This window comes from Xenorhabdus siamensis, from assembly GCF_037996745.1.
Lineage (GTDB): Bacteria > Pseudomonadota > Gammaproteobacteria > Enterobacterales > Enterobacteriaceae > Xenorhabdus > Xenorhabdus indica.
On the sequence record NZ_JBBMXE010000008.1, the window covers coordinates 82,305 to 102,766 of the forward strand.

Genomic DNA, 20,462 nt, shown 5'->3' on the forward strand with positions numbered 1-20,462 from the left:
GGAACATCACCAACGCAATTAGTAAGAACGCACTTTTGGCGGGAAGGCTTCACGCAATTTTGGCTGCATGTTAACTTCACGACGGGTCATGCTCTCAGTCTGCGGTAAATACAAGCTATGGCACAGCCAATTTGCATCATCCCGCTCTGGATAATCGAAACGGCTATGTGCTCCACGACTTTCTGTACGGAAATTTGCAGCTACAGCGGTCGAATAAGCGGTTTCCATCAGGTTATCCAATTCCAGACATTCGATGCGCTGGGTATTGAATTCTGATGATGTATCATCCAAACGGGCATTTTGCAGGCGTTCACGAATGACTTTTAATTCATCTAATCCTCTCGCCATCGCATCGCCTTCACGGAATACAGAGAAGTTGTGCTGCATACAAGCCTGCAATGCTTTACGGATTTCAACTGGATCTTCGCCTGAACGGGTATTGTTCCAACGGTTCAAACGTTGCAGTGCTGCTTCAACATCAGACTCGCTGGCATCACGGCTGGTTCCCTGTTCCATCAGGCACTCTTTCAAGTGCAAACCAGCAGAACGACCAAAAACCACTAAATCCAGCAATGAATTACCACCTAAACGGTTCGCACCATGAACAGATACACAAGCGATTTCACCCACAGCAAATAAGCCCGGAATGATAACATCTTCGCCTTTCTCATTAATAGTCAGTGCCTGACCAGTAATTTTAGTTGGAATTCCACCCATCATGTAATGACAAGTTGGGATTACCGGAATCGGTTCTTTTACAGGATCTACATGGGCAAAAGTGCGGGACAGTTCAAGAATTCCCGGTAGACGCGATTCCAGAACCTCTTTACCTAAATGATCCAGCTTCAATTTCACGTGAGGTCCCCATGGGCCTTCACAACCGCGACCTTCACGGATTTCGATCATCATAGAGCGTGCAACCACATCACGACCAGCCAGATCTTTAGCATTGGGTGCATAACGCTCCATAAAGCGTTCACCATCTTTATTCAGCAGATAACCACCTTCACCACGGCAGCCTTCTGTCACCAATACACCAGCACCCGCAATTCCTGTCGGATGGAATTGCCACATTTCCATATCCTGAACAGGAACACCAGCACGCAATGCCATACCAACACCATCACCAGTATTGATGTGAGCATTAGTCGTAGATTGGAAAATACGGCCTGCACCGCCTGTTGCGAGAATTGTTGCTTTGGCTTTGAAATAGACAACTTCACCTGTTTCAATACAGATGGCTGTACAGCCAACAATAGCACCATCTTGGTTTTTTACCAGATCCAGAGAATACCATTCAGAAAAAATGGTCGTCTGGTTTTTTAGATTTTGCTGATAAAGGGTATGAAGTAATGCGTGACCAGTACGGTCAGCAGCAGCAGCTGTGCGGGCAGCTTGCTCGCCGCCAAAATTTCTGGATTGCCCACCAAATGGACGCTGATAGATACGTCCATCATCCAAGCGTGAGAATGGCAAGCCCATGTGTTCCAGTTCCAAAATCGCTTCAGGGCCAGTTTTACACATGTATTCGATGGCATCCTGGTCACCGATATAGTCGGAGCCTTTTACCGTGTCATACATATGCCATTCCCAGTTATCATCATGAGAGTTACCCAGAGCAACGGTAATGCCACCCTGTGCTGAAACTGTATGGGATCGAGTTGGAAAAACCTTAGAAATCAGGGCACAAGACAAGCCCATTTGTGAAATTTGCAGCGCAGCACGCATACCTGCACCGCCAGCACCAATAACAACAGCGTCAAACTCTCTTACCGGCAGTTTCATTTATGCACCCCACACAACAATTGTTCCGTAAATCAAATAAGCCAACAGCGCAACAATAATCACCAGTTGCAACACCAGACGCAGTGCCAGTGGCTTCACATAATCTGTCAGCACCTGCCACATTCCGATCCATGCGTGAACCAGAATAGAAATCAGTGCTAATATGGTGAACACTTTAGTGAGAGATGAAGAAAAAAAACCACTCCAGACTTCATAGGTGATGTCTGACGTTGTTGCTACAAAACCAACGAGATAAAGAACATATAAAACAATAACGATTGCAGATGCACGTAACAACAGCCAGTCCTGAATACCCGTGCGCCCCAATGCGGATGCGTTGCTTACCATATTAATACCCCAGCCAGAATAGACAGAATAACTGCGATCACTATTGCCACTTTGGCAGAAGTTTTACCAGTAGCAAGGCTCTCTTCCAAAAAGCCAAAATCCATCAAAACATGGCGGATCCCACCACAAATGTGGTAACCCAATGCCGTTAATATCCCCCACAGGATAAATTTGGCGAAAAAGCCAGTCATAATTTCAGATGCATGCTGGAAGCCCTCTTGCGAAGACAGTGACATACCTAGCAACCACAGCAAAATGCCGACTGCTATAAAGGTGATGACGCCTGAGATACGGTGCAAGATCGAAGCTATCGCGGAGACGGGTTGATTTATCGTCCGCAGATCGAGGTTGACAGGTCTTTGTTTTTTCACAATTTTGCCCACACAGCTTTTTTTATTTTCCATCCTCCGGCCCTGGGTGGGAATCAGACAGCGTTAAGAGGACACAACATAATTAATTTAACAATCCTTACTGTTCATCAAACGTTGTGATTTGATTACGCTGGGTGCTCCTACATCAGGTATCCGGAGACCTTAGCGCAGTATAAGTACTTCACATTGTTATTACAATTCCCACACAATATGATTATTAACATTTAGCTTGAACAGTGAGTAAGATCACGCTTCAAACATTTATCATAAAAACCACTATCTTGTTTGACAAAGATTAAACATTTATCTTACATATATGGCGGTACATATTATCCACCGTCGTTTTCCGATGAAAAAGTAAACTTCACGAAAAACGCGAGCTTTGTAAAAGTAGCATTATGACACAAAATAGTAACATTTTATGTTAAAAATACTTTAGATATGACATCCAGAAACTTTTTAACAACCTGAAAACGATTGTCGTCCGTAAATGAGATTTCAGCACTATAATGTATACAGCCTGATTTTTTAATTCTCTCCGGTAGCACAATGCCGTCGGCACAGTAAAAAATTGCGCCTATCTGAAGGTTGTTAGGGGTTATAAAAAATAAGCGCTAAGGAGATGTAAATGGCTGATAAAAAGGCTACGTTGACCATAAATGGTTCAGCTGCTATCGAACTAGACGTACTAACGCCAACCCTAGGTTCTGAAGTGATTGACGTGCGTACCCTCGGCTCAAAAGGCTTCTATACCTACGATCCCGGTTTCACTTCCACTGCCTCCTGCGAGTCGAAAATCACCTATATTGATGGCAACGAAGGCATTTTGCTGCACCGTGGTTTTCCCATCGATCAGCTCGCAACGAAATCAAACTATCTGGAAGTTTGTTATATTCTGCTGTACGGGGAGCCACCAACACCCGAAGAATATGAAAAATTCAAAAAAACTGTGATACGTCATACGATGATCCACGAACAGATTACCCGTCTGTTCCACGGTTTCCGCCGCGATTCTCACCCTATGGCTGTACTTTGCGGTGTGACTGGCGCTCTTGCTGCCTTCTACCACGATGCAGTGGATGTTCATAATCCTCAACACCGTGAAATCACTGCATATCGTCTGCTATCCAAAATGCCAACTGTGGCAGCAATGTGTTACAAATACTCCATCGGTCAACCTTTTGTTTATCCTCGTAATGATCTTTCTTATGCCGGTAACTTCCTGTATATGATGTTCTCAACGCCTTGTGAGGAATATAAGGTCAATCCGGTGTTGGAAAAAGCAATGGACCGCATTTTTATTCTACATGCGGATCATGAACAGAATGCTTCAACTTCAACAGTACGTACCGCGGGTTCTTCTGGTGCGAATCCATTCGTCTGCATCGCAGCGGGGATTGCATCATTGTGGGGGCCTGCACATGGTGGCGCAAATGAAGCTTGTCTGCGTATGCTGGAAGAGATCCAGACTGTCGATCACATTCCTGAATTTGTCGCTCGCGCCAAGGATAAAAATGACTCTTTCCGTCTGATGGGCTTTGGTCATCGCGTCTATAAAAACTATGACCCACGCGCAACCGTGATGCGTGAAACCTGTCATGAAGTACTGGATGAACTTGGTCTGAATGACAGTTTGTTGGAAGTTGCTATGGAGCTGGAACGCATCGCCCTGAACGATCCGTACTTTATTGAGAAAAAACTGTATCCGAATGTCGATTTCTATTCCGGTATTATTCTAAAAGCAATGGGGATTCCATCCTCCATGTTTACCGTCATCTTTGCCATTGCCCGTACAATTGGCTGGATTGCACACTGGAATGAAATGCATGACGATGGCTTGAAGATCGCTCGTCCTCGCCAGCTTTATACTGGTCATGCTAAGCGCGACTTCACAAGTCAGATTCAAAAATAATCTAACAAACTTACTGACATACTTCATATTCTGAAGCGTGTATATACTGCACCTTACCTGCCAATCCACCACAATTGGCTTGCCACCTGACAGTGAGGTGCAGTATCCGCTATGTGATGATATCCGTTATTATTTCAACGATTATGATGCTTTCTACTGGTGAAACTCTCAGTTTTTTCTCCTCATTCCCTGCAACTGGTTTTGCCCCTTAGCCTGCCATATATTCACGTGGCGGCTTTCCCATGATTTTGCGAAAGAACGTGACAAAGGTACTGTCATTGGCAAACCCCAACTCCTGAGCCACATAAGATATCGTCTTACCCTGTGCTAATAATTCAATTGCCTTAATCAATCGCCATTGTTGCCGCCATTGTTGGTAACCCATTCCCGTTTCACGCTGAAATATGCGGGTAATGGTTTTTTCACTGGCACCGATATAAGTAGCCATTTCTTGTAGTGGTGGAGGTAATTGCTCAAACGACAAACGAGCCAAACGTCGATCCAGAGGTAAAGGCAATAAAGTTGGCTCTCGACGTGCCTCACAAATTTCATCAAAAAACACCGCCAATAAGTGTGCCTCTTTTCCCTGATTCCAGTCAGTATTAAAAGGTGATATTGCAACACGTTCCAAAACTGCCTGTAGCAATGGTGTAGCTTCCAGTACTTCACTCTTGTCAGGTATCCAATCCATTTCAGAAACATCAATATAGATAGAACGATACCCAACAGAACCTCGCATTTCCGCCCGATGTAATGTCTTTGGCGGGATCCACGCCACTCTGGTCGGAGGTAAAACAGAAATTTGATTAGCCAAAGTGATCCTGATACAACCCCGCTGAGTAAACAATAGCTGCCCCATATTATGTTGATGAAAACCAGAATCGTGCTGTCCCAACTCTGCCGCAATGCCTACTACAGGTACATTCAAACTGTCAGGGTCAAAATGATCACTTTGCCTCAACCATGCCATGTTAGCTCCCGTTAAATTAATGTCCGATTATATAAATTTATTGTCTTTTTTATCATAATTAGACAAACAGCCGAATGCTAACCTTCTGGTCATCAATCATTGACGATCAGAAAAAATACCATGCAAGTTAAACCATCACTTTGGCTCGCTATTGCTTTAATGATGTTTCCTCAAATTGTGGAAACTATCTATAGTCCCGCCCTGACCAATATTGCCAATAGTTTTGCTGTCAGTGCAAAACAAGCCTCGCAAACCTTGTCACTTTACTTTTTTGCCTTTGCTTTTGGTGTCGTTGTATGGGGTCGCATATGTGATGTTATTGGCAGACGTCCTGCTATTATTGCCGGATTATTACTCTATGGTCTGGCTTGTGTTATGGCTCTATTAACAGAGCACTTCTGGTTACTGCTGGTTGCCAGAATATTATCCGCTTTCGGAGCGGCGGCTAGCTCAATCGGGACACAAACTGTCATGCGCGATAGTTATCAGGGTGAAGAGCTGGCACGTGTTTTCTCCATTATGGGCATTGCCTTAGCTGCCAGTCCTGCCGTGGGTATGATCAGCGGCTCTGTACTGAATCACTTTGGCGGTTATCAGGCCGTATTCGCAGGATTGACTATTTTAGCTGCTATTTTGACCAGTTGGTCTGTTATTCGCTTACCAGAAACACGTCCGGTAACTGTAACAAACGTTGCGCTATCTGATACCGCCAGCATGATGTTGAAAGATACTGCTATTTGGCGAAGTGCGTTTCTCATCGCTTTATTCAATGTTTGCCTATTCAGCTACTATCAACTGGCTCCTTTCCGCTTTGCACAATTCGGATTATCACCAGAGCTTTTCGGTTATACAGGACTACTCTTCACTCTCGGTGTTGGGGTAGGTTCAGTATCTAATAAGCAATTTTTAATAAAGAAATGGCCAACTAAAAAAATCATATCCCTTGCGGCATGGCTCGTCTTATTAAACGGGATTGGTGTTTATCTGCTTGAAAATAGTTGGCTGTTTATTTTCCCTATGTTGGGTATTGTGATTGCTTATGGCCTTGCCATCCCCAATATTTTGGCATCTGCATTAAATCGCTATACAGATAAATTGGGCACAGCAGGTGCCTTGTTAGGATTGTTTTACTATTTACTGTTAGGGGCTGGATTAGCCTTTGCTGGTTGGAGTCAAGCGTTAGGTACGATATTGATCTACAGTGGAGTCATAATTATCTTTTTATCACGTAATAAGTAATACCCTGATAAATAAAAAACTGAGGCTATTGATTAAATAGCCTCTGTCATTGAAAAATCTGTGATACATATCAAGCCGGATTAGGAATATCAATAAAAGTGACATCCAACCCATGATGATTCGCCAACCATTCACCAAGCGTTTTGATGCCATAGCGCTCAGTGGCATGGTGCCCTGCCGAATAAAAATGTAACCCCATTTCACGGGCAACATGAATAGTCTTTTCGGATACTTCACCAGTAACAAAAGCATCAACACCAAATTCAGCAGCCTGCTCAATAAAACTTTGTCCACCACCTGTACACCATGCGATAGTGCGGATCTCTTCCCTGGCGTTATCGCCACAATGCAGTACGTTGCGTTCCAGTCTTTTTTCAAGGCGCTCAGCCAATTCTGCCGGAGTAATCGGTTGATCAAATGCACCATGAGGAAGTAATGGATCAATCGTTCCTATGATTTTCACGCCCATCTGACGTGCTAACTGAACATTATTGCCCAATGTAGGATGAGCATCCAGCGGGAGATGGTAGCCATACAGGTTAATGTCATTGCAGAGTAAAGTTTGTAAACGGCGGCGTTTCATACCTCGGATAACAGGCGATTCATTCTTCCAAAAATACCCATGATGTACGATGACAGCATCTGCTTCCAAACGAACAGCTTCATCCAATAGAGCCTGACATGCTGTCACACCCGTTATAACCCGTTGAATATGACGGCGTCCTTCCACCTGCAATCCATTAGGGGCATAATCCTGAAACTCACGAACATTCAGTTCCGTATTGAGTACATGCTCTAATTCAACATTATTCATTACACACCCCTTATTATTTAGCTTTTTCACCATAGAAGACGTACCTATTCTTCGCTTAGCCAAAGTGATATATATGTATTAAGTCACAACATCAGTAGTCATAAGCAATAAGAGCAAAATACCTTGCCAGCCTAAGCTGGCAAGGTGTCAGAATACTATACTTAATACTATATTCAGTAGGCTATATCAGTCAGAAAACATTATGCAGAAAAAACGAAGAACAATCAGTTACAGAGTAGAAGATTCAGGGAATTAACGTGTCAGAGGCAATTTCTGCACGTTCTAACCATACGGGTTTATCACTTGTTTTTACCCATACTTTATGTAAGTAGCTGTAAAAACGGGCACGGTTTCGGCTAAATAACATAACAGGAAGTGCAATAACACCTACTGCGACAACGCCAACACGCCGCAAGAGAACCTGATGCCGAGAATATTCACGATATGTAGACATAAAGACCCTCCTAAATGGGCAAACCTGTAAGATATACTAAATTTTACTCAATGAAATGAAATTTTACTACTGATCAGACCACTTTTTTAGTGCTTAAAATCACTCTTTTTTTGTCGGTACGTAATTTAATTACAAAAAAATACTTAAACAGAAACAAAACAAACATTTTAAAAACATAAAATTAACCTATTGAAATTTGCTAAACTTATTTTTTATAACATTGAATCAATCAAATTTATTTATATTTTACGTTTGTAGGATCTCTTTTTAATCTTCTTTATATAGTCACTTTTATTTTCAACCGTCTGTTGCTATGAAACAAACAGCTATTAAGAAGCAAACAGTTATTAAGAAGTAAACAAGGAGATAAGTGGTGAATAAACTACTCATTATTGTTGGCGCGGTCCTGGTAGTGCTATTACTGTTCTATTTGATTTATGCGCTATTAAATGCGGAGGATTTCTAAATGGAAGCCTCTTCTTTTCTGCTGATAGCCACTTTCTTATTATTTCTATTTATATTAAGTAAACCTCTTGGAAATTTTATCGCTAACCTAATCGAAGGAGAATTACCTCGCTGGATTACAAATACAGAAATAATCTTATGGCGTTGTTGTGGTTTACAAAAACCTGGCAATAGCTTCAAAGAAATGAACTGGTGGCAATATGCATTTGCCATTATTATATTCAATGTTGCAGGCTTGTTGTTATTATTTATCCTGCTGATAAGTCAAAAATATCTGCCACTCAATCCACAACATTTTGCGGGGATGAAATGGGATTTGGCACTCAATACAGCAATTAGCTTTATTACTAATACTAACTGGCAAGCCTACAGTGGCGAAAATACCCTCAGTTATCTGAGCCAAATGGCAGGATTAACAGTGCAGAACTTCCTGTCGGCTGCAACAGGTATTGCCATTGCATTTACCTTAATACGGGCATTTTCCCGTCAGGGTGTAAAAACGCTGGGGAACGCGTGGGTCGATATCACGCGTATCACTCTATATCTACTGCTACCTCTGGCGGTCATTTTTGCTCTTATCTTTGCCAGCCAAGGCGTGATTCAAAATTTCTCTCCCTATGTTGCAATCCATACCCTTGAAGGGCAGCAACAATTGCTTCCTATGGGGCCGGTTGCTTCTCAGGAAGCTATCAAATTACTGGGAACAAATGGCGGAGGCGTATTTGGAGCAAATTCAGCACATCCTTTTGAAAACCCAAATGCCATCAGTAATTTTGTACAAATGCTTGCAATTTTCCTGATCCCCAGCGCCTTGTGTTTCGCATTTGGTCTGGTTGTCGGAGATAATCGCCAGGGTTATGCCTTACTCTGGACAATGAGCATTATCTTCCTTATTTCTGTATCTGTTGTGATGTACGCCGAAACTGTGGGTAATCCCCACTTCATACAATTAGGAGTCAACAGCAATATCAATATGGAAGGAAAAGAGAGCCGCTTTGGTATTCTTGTTTCCTCTCTTTACAGCATAATCACGACAGCAGCCTCTTGTGGAGCAGTCAATGCAATGCATGATTCTTTCACGGCATTAGGAGGCATGATTCCACTCTGGTTAATGCAAATTGGCGAAGTCGTATTTGGTGGTGTAGGCGCCGGGCTCTATGGCATGTTGCTATTTGTTCTGTTAGCCGTCTTTATTGCGGGTCTGATGATAGGTCGTGCTCCTGAATATTTGGGCAAAAAAATTGATGTTAATGAAATGAAAATGGTCGCTCTTGCAATTCTGGTTACACCCTCTCTTATCTTGCTAGGAACGGCACTGTCCGTTTCGTTTGATGCGGGACGGGCTGCCGTCACCAATCCCGGAGCGCACGGTTTCACAGAAATACTTTATGCTGTCACATCTGCGGCAAATAATAACGGTAGTGCTTTCGCCGGCCTGGAAGCCAACAGCCTATTTTATAATCTGCTCTTAGGAATAGTGATGTTTCTTGGGCGCTTTGGTGTCATTTTGCCTGTACTCTCCATCGCCGGTTCCATGAGTAGTAAAAAACGCCAGCCGATCAGTAACGGTACGCTACCAACGCATAGTGCCTTATTCATTGGTTTACTAATTTTGGTCATCTTATTGATTGGAGCCCTCACTTTCATCCCCGCATTGGCTCTTGGTCCTATTGCTGAACATTTACAACTTTGGCAACTATCACGTTAGGTGAAGTTGTGAGATACATTGTGAGATAAGTAATGAGAAATAAAAAACAGGCATTATTTGAATCGAATCTCATTTGCCAAGCGATTATCGATTCAATAAAAAAATGTCATCCAGCCATTCAGTGGCATAATCCGGTTATGTTTGTTGTTTATCTTGGTAGCTGCCTAACTACCTTGTTATGGCTCGGTATATTAATCGGTCAGGCAGAGGGTGATGCACTCTTTACTGGATCAATTGCTTTATGGTTATGGTTCACTGTATTGTTTGCCAATTTTGCTGAAGCGCTGGCAGAAGGACGCAGTCAGGCCCAGGCTTCCAGCCTGAAAGGGGTAAAACAAACAACCTGGGCCACCAGACTTTCTGCGCCCAGTCACGATGCTACAAAAGAGAAAGTCACTTCAGACAGTTTACGCAAAGGAGATATTGTACTTATAAAAGCGGGTGAAATTATCCCTTGTGATGGAGAAGTCATTGAAGGCGGCGCTTCTGTTAATGAAAGTGCTATTACAGGGGAATCAGCCCCGGTGATCCGGGAGTCAGGAGGAGATTTTGCTTCCGTAACGGGAGGTACTCAAGTGTTATCAGATTGGCTAATCGTAGAATGTTCTGTCAATCCGGGAGAAACCTTCCTCGACAGAATGATCTCGATGGTTGAAAGCGCTAAACGGCGAAAAACACCGAACGAAATTGCCCTCTCGATTTTACTTACTGCTCTCACCATCATTTTCCTGCTAACCTGCGCCAGCTTATTCCCTTTTTCCTTATTCAGTGTTGAAGTCAACCATTCTGGTGCTCCCATTACGGTCACAGTGGTGATCGCACTGTTAGTTTGTTTAATTCCCACCACCATTGGTGGATTACTTTCTGCTATCGGTGTTGCGGGTATGAGTCGCATGTTGGAAGCCAATGTCATTGCCACCAGTGGGCGTGCCATTGAAGCCGCAGGTGATGTAGATGTTCTGTTGCTGGATAAAACTGGCACGATCACATTAGGCAACCGTCAGGCATCTCAGTTTTTGCCTGCTCCCGGTGTGACGGAACAACAACTGGCTGATGCCGCTCAACTTTCCTCACTTGCCGATGAAACACCTGAAGGGCGTAGCATCGTGATCCTGGCAAAACAACGTTTTAATATGCGTGAACGTGATCTGCGTACCTTAAACGCTACGTTTGTTCCTTTTTCTGCCATGACCCGCATGAGTGGGGTCAACATTAATGACCGAATGATCCGCAAGGGAGCAGTTGATGCTATCCGCCGCCATATTGAAGCCAACCGTAGTCAATTTCCTGAAGCTATTAACTTACTGGTACAGCAAGTAGCAAGCAAAGGGGGGACGCCATTGGTTGTCGCTGAAAATCAGCGGGTTCTGGGAGTCGTTGCCCTAAAAGATATTATCAAAGGTGGTATTAAGGAGCGTTTCAATGAAATGCGTAGGATGGGGATCAAGACTGTCATGATCACCGGCGATAATCATCTGACCGCTGCGGCCATCGCCGCAGAAGCAGGGGTTGATGATTTTCTCGCAGAGGCTACACCTGAAGCAAAACTGACGTTGATCCGCCAATATCAATCTGAAGGGCGCTTGGTTGCAATGACGGGTGATGGTACAAACGATGCTCCCGCTCTGGCTCAGGCTGATGTTGCCGTTGCTATGAATTCAGGTACTCAGGCTGCCAAAGAAGCTGGCAATATGGTGGACTTGGATTCTAATCCCACCAAATTAATTGAAGTGGTACGTATTGGTAAACAAATGCTGATGACCCGAGGTTCTTTGACCACATTTAGTATTGCTAATGACATTGCCAAATATTTTGCCATTATTCCTGCTGCATTTTCCGTCACTTATCCACAGCTTAATACTCTGAACATCATGCACCTCCATTCACCCCAATCGGCAGTACTGTCGGCGGTTATTTTCAATGCGATCATCATTATCTTTTTACTGCCATTGGCTCTGAAAGGTGTCAGTTATCGTCCGATGAATGCACTGTCGCTTCTGCGGCGTAATTTATGGATATATGGTCTTGGTGGTTTGCTTATGCCTTTTGCGGGCATCAAACTTATCGACATGCTACTTACTGCACTTGGTTTTAAGTAACACAAATTTTGAATAAAACAATTTCAAATAATGCAGTTTTCAAATCATTAGATTCTGAGTTTGACTATCAAGTAAGGTGACAAAAATGATTGGGTTACGTTCTTCCATTGTTTTGTTGATATTTCTTACCCTGATCACCGGTATTGCTTATCCGCTGCTGATCACCGGGATCTCAGCAACATTGTTTCACCATAAGGCTACCGGTTCATTGATTGAACAGAATGGAAAATTGATCGGTTCTGAATTAATCGGACAGGAATTCACCAAAGCCGTCTATTTTCATGGGCGCCCTTCCATGACCGCCCAACAGCCCTATAATGCACTGTCATCCGGGGGAAGCAATCTGTCACCAACTAACCCGATTTTATTTCATAAAATACAACAACAGATTATTAAAATCCGTTTATTTAACTACCCGGAAAACCTGCCAATTCCTGTCGAGTTAGTGACGGCATCCGGTAGCGGACTTGACCCACATATTTCACCTGAAGCAGCCAAATTCCAGGCACAGCGCATCGCCACGACCCGCCATATACCAATAAATGTCATTAATAAACTGATTCAGGAAAACACAACTTTTCCACTGCCGAACTACATTGGTCAACCTGTAGTCAATGTCTTAAAACTTAATCTGGCATTAGATAACTTGCAACCACAAGGCCGCTAACTTATGGATCAGACCGAACCACAACGCCCGGACCCAGACAATCTGCTAACACTGGCGAATGAGAAACCACGTGGCAAGCTGAAAATATTTTTTGGTGCTTGTGCCGGAGTCGGTAAAACCTATGCCATGTTACAGGAAGCCCAACGTTTACTGACTCAGGGTTTGGATGTCATTATCGGTGTCGTTGAAACACACGGGCGGCAGGAAACCGCAGCACTATTGAAAGGCCTGCCTCAACTGCCGCCAAAACATATCCACTATGCTAAACGCAGAATAGCAGCATTCGATATTGATGCTGCTATCGCCCGCCGACCGGCCATTATCTTGATGGATGAATTAGCATTCAGTAATCCTCAAGGCTGCCGTCATCCTAAACGTTGGCAAGACGTGGAAGAGCTTCTGGAAGCAGGCATTGATGTCCTGACCACCATTAACGTACAACATCTTGAAAGCCTGAATGATGTCGTCGGTGGCATTACCGGCATCCGGGTGCGGGAAACTATTCCCGATCACATATTTGATAGTGCGGACGATGTTGTTTTAGTCGATCTTCCCCCTGACGATCTGCGCCAGCGGCTCCACGAAGGTAAAGTCTATATATCAGGTCAGGCGGAACGGGCTATTGAACATTTTTTCCGTAAAGGAAACCTGATCGCCTTACGTGAACTTGCCTTACGTCGTACCGCAGATCGTGTGGATGATCAGATGCGTGCTTTCCGTGATACACGGGGAAAAGAGCCCGTGTGGCATACACGGGATAACTTACTGTTGTGCATAGGTGATAATGAAGGAAATGAAAAACTGATCCGCAAAGCTGCCCGGCTTGCCGCAAAACTGGATTGTATTTGGCATGCTGTTTACGTTGAAACCCCTAAACTGCACCGTCTGCCAGAGGTCAAACGGCGTACTATTTTAAAAGCATTAAGGCTGGCCCAAGAGTTGGGAGCAGAAACCGCTACACTTTCTGAGCCTCATAAAGAAAGGGCTATTCTTCGTTACGCAAGAGAACATAACCTCGGTAAAATCATAGTGGGGCGCTACCATAGTTTGTATTCAAAATTTTTTAACCGCAGATGGCGCGCTGATTTCGTTGAACGTTTAGGCAAACTTGGCCCCGATCTGGATATCATTATTATTGCTCTGGAAGACAAAAGGCATTGGCATACTCACAGTAAAGAACATACCGATCACCGCTCATTTAATGAAAAATGGCTCAGTCAGATCCAAGGCTTCGTGATGGCGATTATACTGTGCGCTTTAATCACCATATTTTCCCGTGCTGTTTTACTGCCTCTTGATAAAGCTAATCTGGTGACACTCTACCTACTCGGCGTTGTTGTCATCGCCCTGTTTTATGGGCGTTGGCCTTCAGTCTTTGCCGCTTTTATCAATGTGGTCAGTTTCGATCTCTTTTTCGTTCAGCCACATTTGTCACTGGCAGTGAAAGATATGCAGTACCTGCTCGCCTTTATCGTCATGTTGATCGTCGGGGTTGTCGTGGGAAACCTGACCGCGGGTATACGTTATCAAGCCAGAGTTGCCCGCCATCGTGAACAGCGGACACGGCACTTATATGAAATTACCCGTGAACTCAGCCGGGCCTTGAATGAAGAAGATGTTGCCCGGATCAGCTACCACTTTTTATCGAATAGCTTTCAGGCCAAAACAGGACTGTTACTACCGGATAACAACAACCGTCTATATCAGGTGAAATCCTATAATGGTGGGCAAATGCTGGTTGATGAAGCCATTGCCAAATGGTGTTTTGAGAAAAAACAACCTGCCGGAGCTGGTACGGACACCCTGCCGGGCGTACCTTATCAGTTAATTCCCATAGCGACTCCATCACAAGTATTTGCTGTTCTTGCGATTGAATCGCCTAATCTTCGTCAATTACTAGTACCAGAACAACAGCGGTTACTGCATATTTTTACTGGAATTATTGCTAACGCTTTAGAACGATTACATTTGGCCCGTGGTGCAGAAACAGCCAAATTAGATAACAAATGGAAACAATTGCGCAACGCATTTCTGACGGCACTGTCCCACGATTTACTGACGCCACTGACAATCCTCACTGAACAGACAGAAGCACTAAGATTAGATTTATCCATTGAAAATTCTCATCATGCCAAGCAATTCCAGCGAATTCACCAGCAAATCCTCAATACCTCACATCTGGTGAATAACGTTCTGGATATAGTACGTATTCAATCAGGCAGTCTTCAGCCCAATTTTGGCTGTTATTCGTTGGAAAAAATTGTTGATAATGCTCTTCATTCAATAAGTTATACACTTAGCCGTTATCCTGTAGAACTTTCCCTGCCCCCTAATTTAATGCTACAGTGTGACGCTTCCTTATTAGAGCGTGTATTTATCAATCTACTGGAAAATGCCATCAAGCATACTAATCAAGGTTCAGCATTAGGCATCAAAGCCATTGTTGAAAAAAAACAAGTTAATGTTGAAGTTTGGGATACAGGTTCAGGTATTCCAGCAGGGCAAGAACAATCTATCTTTGATAAATTCTCACATAATCACCGAAAATCGACTGTACCCAATGCCGGATTAGGGTTGACGATCTGTTATAACATCATTGAAATTCATAACGGAAAAATATGGGCAACGGATAATGAAAAAGGAGGAGCCAGCTTCCATTTTTCCTTACCGCTTTGTTCTACTGCGGAGTAATCTCCAGAGCTATAAATAAGGATTGCGAACAGCAGGTTTACGAGTAGAGGCTTTAACACGTTGGTTTCTATCTATATACCTGCCATTTTCTATAGCAAGTGAAAAATAACAGATATAAAAACAGAAAAGCCGCAGTCACAACTACGGCTTTCCTTTTATCATTGTTAAACGTCAATTAACCCGCAGCGAGCACTTGATTGACAATTTCCTGAGCTTCCTGCTCAATTTTTTCACGGTGTTCAACACCAAGGAAACTTTCACAATAGATTTTATAAGCTTCTTCTGTGCCAGAAGGACGAGCAGCAAACCAGCCATTGTCGCTCATCACTTTCAACCCACCAATGGAAGCACCATTGCCTGAAGCAGTTGTCAAACGGGCCGTAATGGGATCACCCGCCAATGTATCAGCTTTAACCATTTCCGGTGACAATTTGGACAATTGTGCTTTCTGTTGATGGCTTGCCGGTGCCTGAAGGCGGCTATAACTCGGTGTACCAAAACGCGCAGCTAATTTATCATAGCGTTGCTGTGGATTTTCTCCGGTAGCCGCCATCATTTCTGCTGCAAGCAGACAAAGAATAATACCATCCTTATCTGTTGACCATGGTGTACCGTCAAAACGCAGGAAAGATGCGCCTGCACTTTCTTCTCCACCGAAGCCCAATTCGCCTTTATATAGCCCATCAACAAACCATTTAAAGCCAACAGGAACTTCCACCAATTCACGTCCCAGATCAGTCACAACACGATCAATCATAGCACTGGAAACCAATGTCTTACCCACTGCAACTTTTTCAGACCATTGTGGACGGTGACGGAATAGATAATCCACTGCTGTCGCCAGATAATGATTAGGGTTCATCAAGCCTGCTGGAGTAATGATCCCGTGACGGTCATAATCGGGATCATTAGCAAAAGCTAAATCAAACTTATCACGTAGTTCCAGTAAACCCGCCATCGCCCAACGTGATGAGCAATCCATTCTGATCACACCATCACGATCCAGCGTCATAAAACGGAACGTTTGGTCAATATTGTCATTCACCAATGTCAGATCGAGGTTATAGTACTCCCCAATGCGTTGCCAGTAAGCAATACCTGAACCACCCAATGGGTCAATGCCAATTTTCAAACCCGCCTTTTGAATGGCAGCCATATCCACAACTTCACCTAATGCAGTCACATAAGGTTCAACCAAATCTTGTGGATGCAGATATTCACTTTTCAGTACCTGCTCATAAGGCTGACGTTTAACCCCGTTCAGGTTATTTGCCAACAATTCATTAGCACGATTCTCAATAACGGAAGTCAGATCCGTATCCGCGGGGCCACCATTCGGTGGGTTGTATTTAATACCACCATCTTCTGGTGGATTATGGGATGGCGTGATCACAATCCCATCGGCTAAATTTTTCCGCTGGCGGTTATAAGACAGGATTGCATGAGAAATAGCAGGAGTTGGTGTAAAACCATTATTTTCCTGTACAACTACATCGACACCATTTGCTGTCAGCACTTCCAGCACTGAAATAAATGCAGCTTCAGAAAGCGCATGAGTGTCTTTCCCTACATAACATGGACCCGTGATATCGTGCTGCTGACGAACTTCCACAATAGCCTGAGAAATTGCCAGAATATGTGCTTCATTGAAACTATTGCGTCCAGCACTGCCACGATGACCGGAAGTACCGAACTTAACGTTATGTGCCGGGTTTTCTGGATATGGTTGTACGGTGTAATACTGTGAAGTGAGAAGTGCAACATTGATTAAATCATGCTGCTGGGCCAGTTGCCCTGCCCTTGGATGAATTGCCACTTTAATTTCTCCTGAAAGGCTGCACTGGGTTCCCCTCCAGTGCAGTATAGAACAGATAAGCTGAGTAGTTTAAAGAGTTAACTAACTAGCTAAATCAGGTCGCTAAACTAGATAGTACTACACACCTTTTCAATCAAATTTGCTGGAAAACTCATCCCCTGCATAACATGTTCAATCATGCTGCGTTTGCGGTCAGTATTGGTATTGGTGATCACCCAAAAAGGGGTACCGGGGATATGACGTGGTTTGGTCTGCTTACCACTGGCCAGCAACGTATGTTCATCGCCTGCAAAATAAGTGCGGGTACGGCCATGCATCTCTTCTGTTGCTTTGGAGAAATTTTCACTGTCCAAATTGTACAATGTAGATAACACTAACATGAAACGCTCAACAGATTTTTTCTTTTCAGCATATTCATCGGAAAGCAACAATTCGCGCATAACACGAACAGTATCACGGGAACGTACAACTGGTACTTTATCGACAGGGACAGGCTCGCTGGCAGGCTGTGTAGTTTGTACTGGCTGCCCGGCGTTCAATTTCAATATGCGCCGTAAAATATCAGATGCACTTTCACCGATATGCAGGGTTTGGCTTGCAATAAAGCGGTAAAGTTCTTCATCAACTTCTATCGTTTTCATTTCTATCCAGTACTGTTCTTAATGAAAAAATTATCCCCGGATTATAAGATATAATGCAACAAAACAAAACAATTAAACTTTCAATAACTTAAAGTGATTCTTTCCACAATTGAGAATTGAAAAAAAAGTCGCTTTTCACCTAAAATAAATCAATCAGTTACAGTCATTTTTTCCCATTTTGTTTGTCCATGCTAATGTGTCATGATATTAAACTCTACAATATTAAACATTGTATGAATGGCATTAAACTCAGGCAAAGTATGAAGTCAAACAATCAATTAAATTATCATTTACACAAACCGGAAACCCCGCTGTCCTCCACACCAATTATTCTTATCCATGGGCTTTTTGGTGATTCGAACAATTTGGGAATATTAGGTCGAGATCTACAGCAATATTATCCGGTTATTCAAATTGACGTGCGCAATCACGGTATTTCTCCCCGATCGGAAAATATGGATTACCACGATATGGCTCAGGATGTTTTAGCACTTCTTGATGAACTACTTGTTGATGAACTATTTGTTGATGAACTAAATGTGCCGAAGGCTATCATCATAGGACATTCTATGGGTGGCAAAATTGCGATGAGTATGACAGCGATTGCCCCGGAACGAATTGAAAAGATTGTCGTCATTGACATGGCACCTGTGGCTTATCAAGTTCGGCAACATGACGGCATTTTCACAGCACTGAACAAAGTGACCGAAGCAGGGGTACAAACCCGACAGGCGGCAACAGATATCATGCGACAAAATATTCAGGAAGATGGCGTGATCCAGTTTTTGCTAAAATCCTTCCGCCAGGGAGAGTGGAAATTCAACCTGCCTGTATTGCAAAAAGAATATGAAAAGATTATTAGTTGGGAAATGATCCCGGCATGGCATAAACCAGCCCTGTTCATTCGTGGTGGAAATTCAGATTACATTACCGAGGAATATCGGCAGGATATTATCAGACAATTCCCAAAAGCTAGCGCATGGGTAATAGCTGGTGCCGGGCATTGGGTTCATGCAGAAAAACCCGAAGCCGTACTCAGGGTAATTCATCGATTTTTAGGAATAGAATAATCATCATATCAACCCACCTGTAAACGTGGGTTGAACGCTGTTGATAGCAACAAAAGATATATTCAATACTATCGCCAATAAGTTATTTTTTAATATTCTGCTCATTAAATCTTTATTTCCATACCTATTAAACTATATAACTAATACAAAAATAATTATATCTAAATGATTATTTATACACTAATGTTCTGTGACGAAATAAATATCAGGAAAAACCACACCAATAATAAATTTCATTTTTACCAAGTGAAAAACATCCCCCTTCAATTGATATTAATTAAAGGATAAAAACCATGGATCCTAAAAACGTATATAATCCTATCGCAGATCTATATGAGAGTTTTTCAGACTCTGCCGCCCAAATCAACATCGAAATTCGGACTATCCTCAATCTGGCAGGGGATATACAAGGAAAATCCGTGTTAGATTTAGCCTGTGGATATGGTCTTTTTAGCCGATTGTTCAGAAACCACGGTGCTTCAAAAGTTGTGGGGGTCGATATATCACATAACATGATTGAGATTGCCAAAAGCAAATCGCAACAATACGGTGATAATATCGAATTTCATGTAAGAGATGCCTGCAATATGGAATCATTCGGAAAATTTGATCTGATAGTTGCAGCTTGGTTATTCTGTAATGCGCTATCACTTGAAGACCTTGAAATGATGTTTCGTTCAGTCGCAAAGAATCTAGCACCTAATGGTAAACTTATCGCTTATACCATTGATCCTGACTATCGGTTAGCAAAAGGAAACTGTATAAATTATCGCGTCAATATTCTTAGTCAAGAACCCTGGAAAGAAGGCGCTCTCGTCAAGGCAGAATTTCTTACCACCCCACCCAGCCCTTTTACCATGTATCAATGGAGTCACGAACAACATAAAGAAGCGTGCAATAAAGCAGGATTGACACAATTAACATGGCATAAACCCCCGCTGTTACAAAGCGATATTGATAGTTACCCACCGGGTTTTTGGGATGATTTCCAGAATAACTGTCATGATATAGCATTTGTTTGTCAGTTTTAACACTATCAAATAACTATCAAATAATTTATCTCTTCATCTTTCAAAATGTACCAATAAAATGATAATTTGAAAGATGAAGGGGATTTAAATTGAGAAAAAATAAACGACCTAAGAATATAGACTATTTATTTACTAAGAAAATTCTGAATAACTTAACCAGTAACAAAAGAATTCATTCTCTCCACTACCCGATCAAGTAATTCTGAATTACATGCCGATACCAGTCTACCACCAAACATCACCTTTTCCCGGCTACTATTCAGTGTACAAAAATCACCACCTGCTTCTTTAATACAAGGCAAAATTGCAGCGCTATCCCACGGTTTCATTATTGTATCAATAGCACAATGTAACCTTCCGGCAGCAACCAGGCATGTTGAT

At 42.9% G+C, this 20,462-nt stretch carries 18 protein-coding genes; 9 read left to right on the forward strand and 9 right to left on the reverse strand.

All coding sequences use genetic code 11. The features are described from left to right. Positions 1 to 18: 18 nt before the first annotated feature. The 3 genes from sdhA to sdhC are packed head-to-tail and all read right to left on the reverse strand — an operon-like array spanning position 19 to position 2,516. Positions 19 to 1,785: a succinate dehydrogenase flavoprotein subunit gene (gene sdhA / locus AAC852_RS08710; RefSeq protein WP_340620695.1), complete on the reverse strand. Its 1,767-nt coding sequence runs from the start codon at positions 1,783 to 1,785 to the stop codon at positions 19 to 21. Beyond that, positions 1,786 to 2,133, reverse strand: coding sequence for a succinate dehydrogenase membrane anchor subunit (sdhD, locus tag AAC852_RS08715; protein WP_099134517.1), 348 nt, complete (start codon positions 2,131 to 2,133; stop codon positions 1,786 to 1,788). After that, positions 2,127 to 2,516 carry a succinate dehydrogenase cytochrome b556 subunit gene (gene sdhC / locus AAC852_RS08720; protein ID WP_047682427.1) on the reverse strand — a complete coding sequence of 130 codons (390 nt, stop codon included), beginning with the start codon at positions 2,514 to 2,516 and terminating at the stop codon, positions 2,127 to 2,129. The genes sdhD and sdhC overlap by 7 nt, the downstream gene beginning before the upstream one ends. Positions 2,517 to 3,132: 616 nt before the next feature. On the opposite strand from sdhC, the gene AAC852_RS08725 reads away from it, so the two are divergent. Continuing rightward, positions 3,133 to 4,416, forward strand: a complete 1,284-nt coding sequence (locus AAC852_RS08725) for a citrate synthase (RefSeq protein ID WP_340620696.1) — start codon at positions 3,133 to 3,135, stop codon at positions 4,414 to 4,416. A gap of 208 nt (positions 4,417 to 4,624) precedes the next feature. On the opposite strand, the gene AAC852_RS08730 is transcribed toward AAC852_RS08725, so the two are convergent. Continuing rightward, entirely contained in the window at positions 4,625 to 5,386 is a 762-nt protein-coding gene (locus AAC852_RS08730; protein WP_340620697.1) for an AraC family transcriptional regulator, read from the reverse strand. A gap of 120 nt (positions 5,387 to 5,506) precedes the next feature. On the opposite strand from AAC852_RS08730, the gene AAC852_RS08735 reads away from it, so the two are divergent. After that, positions 5,507 to 6,625, forward strand: coding sequence for an MFS transporter (locus AAC852_RS08735; protein ID WP_340620698.1), 1,119 nt, complete (start codon positions 5,507 to 5,509; stop codon positions 6,623 to 6,625). A gap of 70 nt (positions 6,626 to 6,695) precedes the next feature. On the opposite strand, the gene AAC852_RS08740 is transcribed toward AAC852_RS08735, so the two are convergent. After that, on the reverse strand, positions 6,696 to 7,439 hold the full coding sequence (locus tag AAC852_RS08740; protein WP_340620699.1) for a type 2 GTP cyclohydrolase I: 744 nt from the start codon (positions 7,437 to 7,439) through the stop codon (positions 6,696 to 6,698). Between the two features lie 244 nt (positions 7,440 to 7,683). After that, positions 7,684 to 7,893 carry a DUF2517 family protein gene (locus tag AAC852_RS08745; RefSeq protein ID WP_340620700.1) on the reverse strand — a complete coding sequence of 70 codons (210 nt, stop codon included), beginning with the start codon at positions 7,891 to 7,893 and terminating at the stop codon, positions 7,684 to 7,686. 412 nt (positions 7,894 to 8,305) lie between these two features. Here AAC852_RS08745 and AAC852_RS19985 point away from each other — a divergent pair, with 412 nt between their 5' ends. From AAC852_RS19985 to kdpD, 5 genes are all read left to right on the forward strand, one after another. Then, positions 8,306 to 8,359, forward strand: coding sequence for a potassium-transporting ATPase subunit F (locus AAC852_RS19985; protein WP_422824278.1), 54 nt, complete (start codon positions 8,306 to 8,308; stop codon positions 8,357 to 8,359). Further along, complete coding sequence (kdpA, locus tag AAC852_RS08755; RefSeq protein ID WP_340620702.1) at positions 8,360 to 10,066, forward strand: potassium-transporting ATPase subunit KdpA; 1,707 nt, start codon at positions 8,360 to 8,362, stop codon at positions 10,064 to 10,066. It begins immediately after the preceding gene. 32 nt (positions 10,067 to 10,098) lie between these two features. Beyond that, positions 10,099 to 12,165, forward strand: coding sequence for a potassium-transporting ATPase subunit KdpB (gene kdpB, locus AAC852_RS08760; protein WP_340620703.1), 2,067 nt, complete (start codon positions 10,099 to 10,101; stop codon positions 12,163 to 12,165). 85 nt (positions 12,166 to 12,250) lie between these two features. Beyond that, positions 12,251 to 12,832 (forward strand): potassium-transporting ATPase subunit KdpC, encoded by a 582-nt coding sequence (gene kdpC, locus AAC852_RS08765; protein WP_340620704.1) that lies wholly within the window; start codon positions 12,251 to 12,253, stop codon positions 12,830 to 12,832. A 3-nt stretch (positions 12,833 to 12,835) separates the two neighbouring features. Further along, a complete protein-coding gene (gene kdpD / locus AAC852_RS08770; protein ID WP_340620705.1) occupies positions 12,836 to 15,523 on the forward strand; it encodes a two-component system sensor histidine kinase KdpD in 2,688 nt (895 codons plus the stop codon). Between the two features lie 175 nt (positions 15,524 to 15,698). On the opposite strand, the gene pgm is transcribed toward kdpD, so the two are convergent. Together pgm and seqA are read right to left on the reverse strand one after the other, a co-directional pair. Beyond that, positions 15,699 to 17,339, reverse strand: a complete 1,641-nt coding sequence (gene pgm, locus AAC852_RS08775) for a phosphoglucomutase (alpha-D-glucose-1,6-bisphosphate-dependent) (RefSeq protein WP_340620706.1) — start codon at positions 17,337 to 17,339, stop codon at positions 15,699 to 15,701. 107 nt (positions 17,340 to 17,446) lie between these two features. Continuing rightward, complete coding sequence (gene seqA / locus AAC852_RS08780; RefSeq protein ID WP_340620707.1) at positions 17,447 to 17,980, reverse strand: replication initiation negative regulator SeqA; 534 nt, start codon at positions 17,978 to 17,980, stop codon at positions 17,447 to 17,449. A 260-nt stretch (positions 17,981 to 18,240) separates the two neighbouring features. On the opposite strand from seqA, the gene ybfF reads away from it, so the two are divergent. Continuing rightward, entirely contained in the window at positions 18,241 to 19,050 is an 810-nt protein-coding gene (gene ybfF, locus AAC852_RS08785; protein WP_340620708.1) for an esterase, read from the forward strand. 293 nt (positions 19,051 to 19,343) lie between these two features. After that, entirely contained in the window at positions 19,344 to 20,081 is a 738-nt protein-coding gene (locus tag AAC852_RS08790; protein ID WP_340620709.1) for a class I SAM-dependent DNA methyltransferase, read from the forward strand. 152 nt (positions 20,082 to 20,233) lie between these two features. Here AAC852_RS08790 and AAC852_RS08795 read toward each other — a convergent pair whose 3' ends face one another. Then, entirely contained in the window at positions 20,234 to 20,410 is a 177-nt protein-coding gene (locus AAC852_RS08795) for a hypothetical protein (RefSeq protein ID WP_340620710.1), read from the reverse strand. Positions 20,411 to 20,462 lie beyond the last annotated feature (52 nt).